General features: G+C 72.5%; 12 protein-coding genes and 1 tRNA gene. 8 read left to right on the top strand and 5 right to left on the bottom strand.

Annotation, left to right across the window (positions count from 1 at the left end):
* The first annotated feature begins 28 nt into the window (after positions 1-28).
* Genes OXR63_RS17665 through OXR63_RS17675 form a run of 3 tightly spaced genes read left to right on the top strand, consistent with a single transcriptional unit; the run spans position 29 to position 3110 of the window.
* Positions 29-826: an acylneuraminate cytidylyltransferase family protein gene (locus OXR63_RS17665; protein WP_267425501.1), complete on the top strand. Its 798-nt coding sequence runs from the start codon at positions 29-31 to the stop codon at positions 824-826.
* Positions 823-1695, top strand: coding sequence for an N-acetylneuraminate synthase family protein (locus tag OXR63_RS17670; protein WP_267425504.1), 873 nt, complete (start codon positions 823-825; stop codon positions 1693-1695). The genes OXR63_RS17665 and OXR63_RS17670 overlap by 4 nt, the downstream gene beginning before the upstream one ends.
* Positions 1692-3110 carry a DUF6716 putative glycosyltransferase gene (locus OXR63_RS17675; protein ID WP_267425506.1) on the top strand — a complete coding sequence of 473 codons (1419 nt, stop codon included), beginning with the start codon at positions 1692-1694 and terminating at the stop codon, positions 3108-3110. Before OXR63_RS17670 ends, OXR63_RS17675 begins: the two co-directional genes overlap by 4 nt.
* 42 nt (positions 3111-3152) lie before the next feature.
* Here the strand turns inward: OXR63_RS17675 and OXR63_RS17680 are convergent, their stop codons facing one another.
* Together OXR63_RS17680 and OXR63_RS17685 are read right to left on the bottom strand one after the other, a co-directional pair.
* Positions 3153-3416, bottom strand: coding sequence for a thioredoxin (locus tag OXR63_RS17680; protein WP_267425508.1), 264 nt, complete (start codon positions 3414-3416; stop codon positions 3153-3155).
* 29 nt (positions 3417-3445) lie between these two features.
* The gene (locus OXR63_RS17685; protein ID WP_267425510.1) at positions 3446-3736 is read right to left on the bottom strand and encodes an oligoribonuclease; all 291 of its coding nucleotides are present in this window, start codon (positions 3734-3736) and stop codon (positions 3446-3448) included.
* 74 nt (positions 3737-3810) lie between these two features.
* Between OXR63_RS17685 and OXR63_RS17690 the strand changes: the two genes are divergently transcribed.
* From OXR63_RS17690 to OXR63_RS17710, 5 genes are all read left to right on the top strand, one after another.
* On the top strand, positions 3811-4245 hold the full coding sequence (locus tag OXR63_RS17690; RefSeq protein ID WP_267425512.1) for a MarR family winged helix-turn-helix transcriptional regulator: 435 nt from the start codon (positions 3811-3813) through the stop codon (positions 4243-4245).
* On the top strand, positions 4242-5519 hold the full coding sequence (locus tag OXR63_RS17695; protein ID WP_374116154.1) for an MFS transporter: 1278 nt from the start codon (positions 4242-4244) through the stop codon (positions 5517-5519). The genes OXR63_RS17690 and OXR63_RS17695 overlap by 4 nt, the downstream gene beginning before the upstream one ends.
* Before the next feature lie 897 nt (positions 5520-6416).
* Positions 6417-7055: an oligoribonuclease gene (gene orn, locus OXR63_RS17700; protein ID WP_267425514.1), complete on the top strand. Its 639-nt coding sequence runs from the start codon at positions 6417-6419 to the stop codon at positions 7053-7055.
* 68 nt (positions 7056-7123) lie between these two features.
* A tRNA-His gene (locus OXR63_RS17705) sits at positions 7124-7199 on the top strand.
* 102 nt (positions 7200-7301) lie between these two features.
* The gene (locus tag OXR63_RS17710; RefSeq protein ID WP_194629341.1) at positions 7302-7646 is read left to right on the top strand and encodes a metallopeptidase family protein; all 345 of its coding nucleotides are present in this window, start codon (positions 7302-7304) and stop codon (positions 7644-7646) included.
* A 22-nt stretch (positions 7647-7668) separates the two neighbouring features.
* Here the strand turns inward: OXR63_RS17710 and OXR63_RS17715 are convergent, their stop codons facing one another.
* The 3 genes from OXR63_RS17715 to OXR63_RS17725 all read right to left on the bottom strand — a co-directional run.
* Entirely contained in the window at positions 7669-8223 is a 555-nt protein-coding gene (locus tag OXR63_RS17715) for an ATP-binding protein (protein ID WP_267425517.1), read from the bottom strand.
* A gap of 55 nt (positions 8224-8278) precedes the next feature.
* Positions 8279-9085 (bottom strand): energy-coupling factor transporter transmembrane component T family protein, encoded by an 807-nt coding sequence (locus OXR63_RS17720; RefSeq protein WP_267425519.1) that lies wholly within the window; start codon positions 9083-9085, stop codon positions 8279-8281.
* On the bottom strand, positions 9082-9919 hold an 838-nt coding region (locus tag OXR63_RS17725), incomplete at its 5' end, for an ABC transporter ATP-binding protein (protein ID WP_267425520.1). The genes OXR63_RS17725 and OXR63_RS17720, both read right to left, overlap by 4 nt.

The following is a 9919-nucleotide window of genomic DNA, read 5'->3' on the forward strand; positions in this document are numbered from 1 at the left end:
GGCCACGCGGCCTCCCTAGCGTTCGAGCATGACCACCCTGCGCGTCGTCGCCGTCATCCCGGCACGCGCCGGCTCGAAGGGCATCCCCGGCAAGAACCTCCGCACCGTGGGCGGCCGCACACTGGTCCGCCGAGCGATCGAGTCCGCCCAGCGCGCCCGGCTCGTAGACGGTGTCGTGGTCTCGACGGACGGGGACGACATCGCCGCCGAGGCCGTCGCCGCCGGCGCCCGCGTGGTCCGCCGCCCGCCGGAGCTCGCGGGCGACGAGGCCTCGTCCGAGTCCGCGCTCCTGCACACCCTCGACGCCCTGCGCGCCACGGGGGACGAGCCGCAGGTGCTCCTCTTCCTCCAGGCCACGTCACCCTTCATCGACCCGGCCGACCTCGACGACGCCGTCGCCCGCGTGATCGGTGGTTCGGCGGACGCGGTGTTCGCGGCCACGCCCTCGCACGCCTTCCTCTGGCGCGTCGATGCCGCCGGGCACGCCGTCGCGGTGAACCACGACGCCGCCGTCCGTCCCCGCCGTCAGGACCGCGAGCCGGAGCACCGCGAGACGGGTGCGTTCTACGCCCTCGCCACGGACGGCTTCCGCCAGCACCAGCACCGGTTCTTCGGCCGCGTGGAGATCGTCTCGGTGGACCCCCGCGGTGCGATCGACATCGACGACGAGTCCGACCTGGCCCAGGCCGAGGCGCACGCCCGAACGCACGAGGCGCACGCCACGCACGCAGCCCACAACACGCACGACCCCCACCACGGCGCAACACCGCCGGAGCCACTCGATCCCCTCTGGTGGCAACTCGCCACGACGAACGGAGCACCATGACCGTCCACATCGGCTCGTCCACGATCGGCGCCGGGCACCCCGCGTACCTCATCGGCGAGATCGGCCTGAACCACAACGGCGACGTCGACATCGCCAAGCAGCTCATCGACGTCGCGGCCGACGCCGGGCTCCAGGCGGTCAAGTTCCAGAAGCGCACGCCCGCGATCTCCACACCCGAGCACATGAAGCAGACCCCGCGCAGCACCCCGTGGGGCGAGATGACCTACCTCGAGTACCGCTACCGCGTCGAGTTCGACCGCGACCAGTACATCGAGATCGGCGACCACGCCACGCTCCGCGGCCTCGACTGGTTCGCATCGCCGTGGGACGAACCGTCGGTGGACTTCCTCGAGGACCTCAACGTCGTCGCCTACAAGATCGCCTCGGCCTCCGTCACGGACCTCGGCCTGCTCGCCGCGGTGGCCGCCACCGGCAAGCCCGTGATCCTGTCGACCGGCATGTCCACGCTGGAGCAGATCGACCGTGCGGTCGCCGCCCTCGGCACCGAAAGGCTCGTGCTCATGCACGCGACGTCGACCTACCCGTTGCCGCCCGAGGAGGCCAACCTCCGCATGATCGACAGCCTCGCCCAGCGCTACAGCGGCGTGCCGGTCGGCTACTCCGGCCACGAGCCCGGCCTGCAGATCTCGATCGCCGCCGTCGCCCTCGGCGCGACCGCCGTCGAGCGCCACATCACGCTCGACCGCACGATGTGGGGCTCCGACCACGCCGCGTCCCTCGAACCGCACGGCCTGCAGACCCTCGCGCGCGACGTCCGCATCATCGAGACCGCGCTCGGCGACGGCGTCAAGCGGGTCATGCCGGGCGAGCTGGCGCCGCTGGCGAAGCTGCGTCGCGTCGACGCGTGAGCGCGGGCGGTCCGGTCACGACGGCGCGGTCGCGTGACCGCGCCGACACGGCCGGGAGGCTCGTGGTCGGGATCGTGGACACGGACTCCTTCGCGAAGTGGGGCGCCCACCTCCTGTCGGCGGCGCCCGACGGGTGGTCGCTGGAGCTCCTCGTGGTGCACACCCCGCGCACGGCGAGCCCGGCGCAGCTCCGGTCGGCGTTCCGCGGGCTCGACGACCGGCTCGCACACCTGGCCGCCGAGCCGCCGGCGCCGCTCGACGTCGACGCGGTGGTGGAACGCCTCCGCCGGGACCCGCCGGATGCGGTGCTGGTGTCGGTGATCGGTCCGGTCGCCGAACTGCTGATCGAGGAGGTCCACCGCCGGGTCCCCCGTCGTCCGGTCCTCGTCACCGGGCTGCCCGGGATCTCCTTCCCCGCCAAGTGGAAGGGCGTGTTCTCCCGCGCCCGGGCGGACCTGTTCGTGCTCCACAGCCACCGCGAGGTCCGCGACTACGAGGCCCTGGCAGCGGAGAACGGCGTCGAACCGTTCTTCGCACTCGCGACGCTGCCCTTCGCCGCAGCACCTCCCCGCACCACCCGCCGCGGCCCCGCGCCCACACCCGACTCCGTGGTGTTCGCCGCGCAGCCGAGCGTGCCACCCACCCGCGAGGAACGCGCCCGCGTCGTGCAGTGGCTCGCCGAGACGGCCAGGCAGCACCCGGAGTGGCGCGTCGTCGTGAAGACCCGGGCGGTCGCCGGCGAGCAGCAGACGCACCGGGAGGCCTTCCCGTACGCCGACCTGGTCCCCGCGGACGCGCCGCCGAACCTCGTCGTCGCGACCGGGTCGATGGCGACCCACCTGGACCGCGCGGTGGCCCTGGTGACGATCAGCTCGACCGCCGTGCTCGAGGCCGTCGCCCGCGGCATCCCGGCGCTCACGCTGACGGACTTCGGGATCAGCCGACCGCTCATCAACGAGGTCTTCGTCGACAGCGGACTCGAGGGCGACGCCATCGACCTGCTGGGCGGAGTCTTCGGAACGGTCCGGCCCGACTGGAGGAGGGACAACTACTTCCACCAGGAACCCGACGACGACTGGGCGATCCGGACCGATCGGCTGATGGCGCTCCGGGACGTCGGGGCCCTCGTCGACCGACCGGCCGCACGACGGAGCCGTGGTGGGGTGCTGCGCCGGGCGTGGGAGCGGAAGAACGCCCTCGGACCGGCCGACCGTTCCATCCTGGGGTTCGCCGTCCTCGTGGTCGGGGTCCCGGTCCGCACGGCGAAGCGCCTCGTGCGCCAGGTCGTCCGACTCGTGCGGCCGCCGGCACCGACCGTCGTCGGTGCGCCGCGCACGCAGCGGCAGCACGCCGGTGCGCGAGACGCGACCGATGGCGCAGCGGCGACCACGGCAGTGGCGGCGACCACCCGCTGAACCGGAGTGGACTCGGGGAGCCGAGCCGGGCCTCCCGTCCGGCTAGTCGACCGCCTTCGCGATCGCCAGCAGCAGCTGGTCGCGCGAGGGGACGCCGGGAGAACGGAAGACCTCGGCACCGTCCGCCCGCCGCACGATGATCGTGGGTGTCGAACGGATGCCGAGGTCTTCAGCGTCGTCGGGGTACGACGCGACGTCGCGTTCGACCACGTCGAGCCCGGGGACGATCCGTCCCGCGTCGGCGGCCACCCGGCGTGCGGCGGCACACGGTGCGCAGAAGGCGGACGTCCAGAGGTCGAGCTGCATGTGGTCCTGCAACGTCGTGGAGGGTGGGACTACTCCCGGTCGAACTCGCCGCTGCGGTCGCCGCGGTCCTGCAGGTCGTCGACGGGGTCGGACTTGTCGGGCTCGTACGTGTAGTCGACCGAGACCTGGTCGACCACGTGGCGGGTGTGCGTGGCCTTGTAGGTGAAGGCCGTCTGCAGGCCCTCCACGTCCGCGAAGACCGTCACCTCGTCCTCGATGCCGTCGCCGGTGGCGGTGCGGGTGTCCGTCGTGCCGTCGAAGGGACCCTGGTGGTAGATGGCGGTGTACTCGTCGCCCTCGTGGATGGTGATGTCGCTCATGTCCTCCTGTCTACCAGGGGGCTGCTGTCCAGGACGCCGTTGCCTGTTCCATAGCCCTGCTATATAGTTCAGACGTGGAATCATCGCGTGCCGAGACGATCGAGACGCTCCTCGTCTCCGTCAACCGGCTGATCCGCGGGGCCGTCCAGGCGTCCGGCAACACCACCTCCTCCGCCGTCTGGCGCACCCTCGGGATCCTGGAGACCGACGAGCCGCTCCGGGTCGGCGAGCTCGCGACCGCGTCCCGCGTGTCGCAGCCGACCATGACCCGCCTCGTCAACGGGATGCTCGACGACGGCCTCGTCTCCCGGTCCGTGGACCCGGACGACTCCCGCGGCCAGCACATCGGGATCACCGATGCCGGCCGCGCGCGCCTCCTCGAGTGGCGCGCCACCCTCACCCGCACCGTCGGACCGGTCTTCGCGGACCTCGACGACGGCCAGTGGGACGTCCTGCACGAAGCAACGGCCCTCATCGCGACGAGGACCAGAACGGAGATCACCGCGTGAACGCCCACGCACCTGCTGCCGCCGGTTCCGCTGCCGGTTCCGCTGCCGGTTCCGCTGCCAAGGGCAGCATCCTCAAGCAGTCGAAGGCGGTCTGGGCGATCGCGTTCGCCTGCGTCGTCGCCTTCATGGGCATCGGCCTCGTCGACCCGATCCTTCCGGCGATCGCCGCCTCGCTCAAGGCGACACCCGCGCAGACCGAGCTGCTCTTCACGAGCTACCTCGCCGTCACCGGCGTCGCGATGTTCTTCACCAGCTGGGTGTCGAGCCGCATCGGCGCCAAGCGCACCCTGCTCATCGGGCTCGCGCTCATCGTGGTGTTCTCCGTGCTCGCCGCCGTGTCGAACGACGTCTGGACGATCATCGACTTCCGCGCCGGTTGGGGCCTCGGCAACGCGCTCTTCATCTCGACCGCGCTCGCGACGATCGTCGGCGCCGCCTCGGGTGGCACCGCGTCCGCGATCATCCTGTACGAGGCGGCACTCGGCCTCGGCATCGCGATCGGCCCCCTCGTCGGCGGGCTGCTCGGGTCGGTCAGCTGGCGCGGGCCGTTCTTCGGCGTCACGACCCTGATGGCGATCGCCTTCATCGCGGTCGTCGTGCTCCTGAAGACCTCCGGGCTCGAGAAGCCCACGCCGACGAAGCTCTCCGCGCCGTTCCGTGCCCTCACGCACCCGACGCTCGCAGCCCTCGCCGCCACCGCGCTGTTCTACAACATCGGCTTCTTCGTGCTGCTCGCCTACACGCCGTTCCCACTCGGGTTCGGGGCACTCGGCATCGGGTTCACGTTCTTCGGATGGGGCGTCGGCCTCGCGATCACCTCGGTGTGGGTCGCCCCGATGCTCACCGCCCGGCTGCGACGGACGACGGTGCTGCGGATCGCGCTGCCGCTGCTGGCGCTCGACCTGTTCGCCGCGGCCGTGGTCGTGAAGTCGCAGCCCGGACTCATCGTCTGTGTCGTCGTGGGCGGCCTGGTGCTCGGTGTGCTCAACACCGTGCTCACCGAGTGCGTGATGGAGGCCACCGACCTCCCCCGCTCCGTGGCGTCGAGCGCGTACTCCGCCGTGCGGTTCATCGGCGGTGCGATCGCCCCGCCCGTGGCCACCCTGCTCGCCGACGCGTACTCCCCGAGTGCCGCCTACGTCTTCGCGGGGACGTCCGTGGCCGTGGCGTTCGTGGTGACGATCGTCGCCGCTCGGGCGCTCCGCCGGGTGGACGACGGGCCGGAGCCCTCGCGCGTCGAGGCCGAGGCCATCTCCGCCGGCGAGGCCGTCTGAGCGGTCCCGCTCGCAGCTCCAGCTCCAGCCGGGAGGCCCGGGGCCGGTCCGTCGGACCAGCACCGGGCCTCCTGTTGGTTGCGCCGTGCGCCGGGTGGGGCGTCTGGGGTGCTTGGACGCTTGGGCATCTGGGCGATTGGGCGACTTGGCGTGCGGGCGCGGGGAGGCCGAGGTCCGAGGGGCTGGGGTGTCCGACGGGCCGAGGTGTCCGATGGTCTGAGGGGTCCGAGGGGTGCCCGCCGCGGTCGAGCGGGCGAAACACCCGGGTCGGGCCGCGCTCCCACGGTGCCGATTCGCCCGCTCGATGCCCGGGGGCCGTTCGACGAGACCCTTGCTGGGGGCACGTGGCTCCGCGGAGGCTCCGTGCGCGCGCCGAGACGCCCGCCGAGACGCCCGCCGAGTCGAACGGGCGAGATGCCGGCGTCCGCGGCTGAGTCGACCGCGGCATTCCGCCCGCTCGGCGTTCCGGTCCACCGCCCGTCACGTGCGAGGACGCACGTCGAGTCGAGCGGGCGAAATGCCGGCGTCCCCGGCTGAGTCGACCGCGGCATTCCGCCCGCTCGGCGTTCCGGTCCACCGCCCGTCACGTGCGAGGACGCACGTCGAGTCGAGCGGGCGAAATGCCGACGTCCGCGACTGAGTCGACCGGGGCATTCCGCCCGCTCGGCGTTCCGGGCCGGCCGACGACGGGCACGTGGGACGACGACCGCTGGCACGAGCGGGCGGAAGAGCCGGGTGCGAGCGCCGCACGACGGCGGTATTCCGCCCGCTCGGCTCGGGCGGCACGGGGGCGGGGGCGCGACGGGTCGAGCGCGAGTGCCGCGCGGGCACCCGGGACGAGGGCGTCCGGGGACACGAGCGGTCTTGGGTGTCCGTGCCCGGCAATAGGATCGGGGCATGCCAACCGCGAATGACCGCCTCGTCTGGATCGACTGCGAGATGACGGGCCTCGACGTCGAGGTCGACGAACTCGTCGAGGTGGCCGTGGTCATCACCGACTTCGACCTCAACCCCGTGCACCCCGGGTTCGACATCGTGATCAAGCCCGACCAGTCGGCGCTGGACAACATGAACGAGTTCGTGACGAACATGCACGCCACGTCGGGCCTCAGCGACGAGATCCCGAACGGCGTCTCCCTCGCGGACGCCGAGTACCAGGTGCTCGAGTACATCCTCGCCCACGTCCCCGCCGAGGGCAGCGCTCCCCTGGCCGGCAACACCATCGGCACGGACCGGGCGTTCCTGGCGAAGTACATGCCCCGCGTCGACGGCCACCTGCACTACCGCAGCGTCGACGTGTCGAGCATCAAGGAGCTCTGCCGCCGCTGGTTCCCGCGCGTGTACTTCAACGCGCCGGAGAAACACGGCGGGCACCGCGCCCTCGCCGACATCCTCGAGTCCATCCGGGAACTCGAGTACTACCGCCGCGCGGGCTTCGTCGCCGAGCCCGGCCCGACGACCGACGACGTCCGCGCCGTAGCCGCCGAGGTCGTCGAGGCCTGGGCGCCCCGACTCGCGAGCCCGACCGCCGAGTAGTGTCCCGGACACCCGCCCGCGTGTACTACTATTGAGTGGTTGCCCCGCAGGTCAGGGTGACGAACATGGTGGGTATAGCTCAGCTGGTAGAGCGCCTGGTTGTGGTCTAGGAGGTCGCGGGTTCGAGCCCCGTTACTCACCCCATGGTCGAAGGCCCCCGTCGGATGACGGGGGCCTTCGACGTTCCTCGGCTCCACCGCTCGGCCCGGCTGACGTCCGGCCGCGTGTGCCACGATCGAGCCCGTGATGGAGATGTCCGCCGAGGCGTTCGAGGCCCTCGTGACCGACGAGCTCGACCTGCTGCCGGACGAGATGGTCGACGGCCTCGACAACGTGGTGTTCGTCGTCGAGGACGAACCCGAGGACGGCTCTGAGCTCTTCGGCATCTACGACGGCGTCGCCCAGACGGAACGCGGGCAATACGGCTTCGGTGAGCTGCCGGACCGCATCGTGGTGTTCCGGAAGCAGCACCTGGCGGAGTGCGACACCGACGAGGAACTCCGCGACGAGGTCCACACGACGCTGGTGCACGAGATCGGGCACTGGTACGGCATCGACGACGAACGCCTGCACGAACTCGGCTGGGCCTGACGCGCACACCGACCGGGCGGGGTCAGGACCGCAGCACGACGTCGGCCAGTGACGCGGGGTCCTCGACGGCGATGAAGGCGTCCTCCTGCGCGGCCCACCGGTCCCACTGTTCGGCGAACACGGCGCCGTCTCGGTCGATCGCCCGGCGCTTCCGCTCGGCGTCGTCCGCCGACATCCAGATCCGCAGGGAGCCGAGGGGCGCCGACGCGCGGGACAGTGCGCCGCAGCCCTCGACCACGAGCGGCGCGGCCGGGTCCAACGACACCCAAGCGGCCGGTTCCGACCGTTCCCAGTCCCACTGTCGGTAGCCCGACGGCACGCCGAGCACATCCTCCACCACGGCCGTCGACGCTGCCAGCAGGCCGTCCCAGCCAGGGTAGACATCGTCCAGGTGGACGAGCTGCGCTCCCAGTTCGACCGCCAGGGCACCGCCGAGCGTGGTCTTCCCGGTGCCGGACCGGCCGTCGACCAGGACGACGGAGCGCCGGCCGGACGTGGTGGAGGCGACCCGAGCTCGGGTGGCGAGGGACGTGACGGGGCCGAGCCGAGCCTCCAGGCCGGGTGTCGGTGACGCCACCCGATCGGACGACCTCGCCCGATCGGAGGATGCGTCCAGACCCGTACCTGCCCGATCAGGCACGCCAGGTCCCCGCTGCGACCGCCACGGCGATCGAGACCAACCCGATGCCGACGAGCACCGCGACCGTCGCCCGCTCGGGACCGCCGAACCGCGCCGGACGCGCCCACGTCCGCGTACCGGGCGCACCGAAGCCTCGCGACTCCATCGCCACGGCCAGCGTCGTCGCGCGACGCAGCGCGACGACCAGCAGGGCGAACGCCATCGACGCTCCCCGGCGCAGGCGTCCGGTGTCACCGAGACCCCTGGCGCGTCGGGCCATGCCGAGCTGCCGCCAGTCCTCGCCGAGGAGCGTCATCATCCGGATGGCCGCGAGCGCACCGAGGACGAACCGGGCCGGTAGCCGCAGCACCTGCCCCAGCCCGTCCGCCAGGTCCGTCGGGTCCACCCGGACGAACAGCGCGACCGACGGGATCCCCACGGCGAGCACGCGCAGCATCGTCGCGAGCGCGAGCACCAGGGACCCGTCGGTGACGTGGGCGAAGCCGAGGTCGAACCACTCGCGACCGGAGGCGCGCCCGTAGAGCGCGATGCTCAGACCCGTCAGGGGCACCGCGAGCAGCACCGGCGACGTCCGCAGCACCAGCGTGCGCACCGGGATGCGCAGGAGCGGCAGCAGTGCGAGCTCGATCACCAGGGCCACCAGCGCGGACACGACGTCGAGACTCAGCACGAGACAGACGCCGAGTCCGAGCACACCGAGCAGCACGGCCACCGGTTGGACGGCGTGGACGCCGCGGGCGCGCCGGACGGGAGGCTCGCCCCGCCACGACGGTGACGCTGGCGTCGTCGGGGCGGTCACCACGCGCCTCCCGTGGTCGCGTCCGTCTCGCCTGCTGCGCCTGGCTCGCCCGGTACGCCCGTGTCGTCGGGTGGCCGTCTCGCGCCGGTCGGGGTGAGGACGACCTCGTCGGCGTCGAGCGCGCGGACGAGGTCACGGTCGTGGGTCACGGCGATGATCGCGGTCCCGCTGTCGGCGAGGGCACCGAGGCGGTCGACGACGGCCTGCCAGGTGGCGCGGTCCTGGCCGGAGGTCGGCTCGTCGAGGACCACGACCGGCGGGCGGGTGGCGACGACGGTGCCGATCGCGAGGCGACGCTGCTCGCCGCCGGACAGCGTGAAGGGGTTGGCGTCCGCCAGGTGTCGCAGGGCGAAGGCGTCGAGCAGGTCGTCGGCGCGGGCCTCCGCGTCCGGGAGGCCGAGGGCGCGCGGGCCTGCCTCGAGCTCGGCGCGCACGGTGCGGGCGACGAACTGGTGCTCGGGGTCCTGGAACACGGTGCCGATCCGCGCGGCGAGGGCACGGCTGGTCCACGTGTGGGGTGCTGGTCCGGCTCCGTCCGCCAGGGCCTCGGTGGCGTGGAGCGTGCCGTCGGCGGGGCGGAGCAGTCCGGCGAGCGTCAGGCCGAGCGTCGACTTGCCGACGCCGTTCGGGCCGGTGACGGCGAGCACCCGGCCGCGGGTGACGGTGAGGTCGATGCCGGTGCCGACGCGCTGGCGTCGTCCGCGGGCGGTGGCGAGGTGCTCGGCGCGGAGGAGCGCGGCGGCGTCGAGCGTGTCGTCGTCGAGCGGGACGGCGTCGAGTGGGTCTCCGTTGAGCAGGTCTCCGCCGACCGGCTCTGCGTCGAGCGGGCGGGAT

The organism is Curtobacterium sp. GC_Cur_3 (assembly GCF_026544205.1).
Taxonomy (GTDB): Bacteria; Actinomycetota; Actinomycetes; order Actinomycetales; family Microbacteriaceae; genus Curtobacterium.

Excerpts from the sequence above, each read along its gene's own strand:
- OXR63_RS17680 (WP_267425508.1), bottom strand. The coding sequence starts at position 3,416 with ATGCAGCTCGACCTCTGGACGTCCGCCTTCTGCGCACCGTGTGCCGCC.
- OXR63_RS17685 (WP_267425510.1), bottom strand. The coding sequence starts at position 3,736 with ATGAGCGACATCACCATCCACGAGGGCGACGAGTACACCGCCATCTAC.
- OXR63_RS17665 (WP_267425501.1), top strand. The coding sequence starts at position 29 with ATGACCACCCTGCGCGTCGTCGCCGTCATCCCGGCACGCGCCGGCTCG.
- orn (WP_267425514.1), top strand. The coding sequence starts at position 6,417 with ATGCCAACCGCGAATGACCGCCTCGTCTGGATCGACTGCGAGATGACG.
- OXR63_RS17670 (WP_267425504.1), top strand. The coding sequence starts at position 823 with ATGACCGTCCACATCGGCTCGTCCACGATCGGCGCCGGGCACCCCGCG.
- OXR63_RS17710 (WP_194629341.1), top strand. The coding sequence starts at position 7,302 with ATGGAGATGTCCGCCGAGGCGTTCGAGGCCCTCGTGACCGACGAGCTC.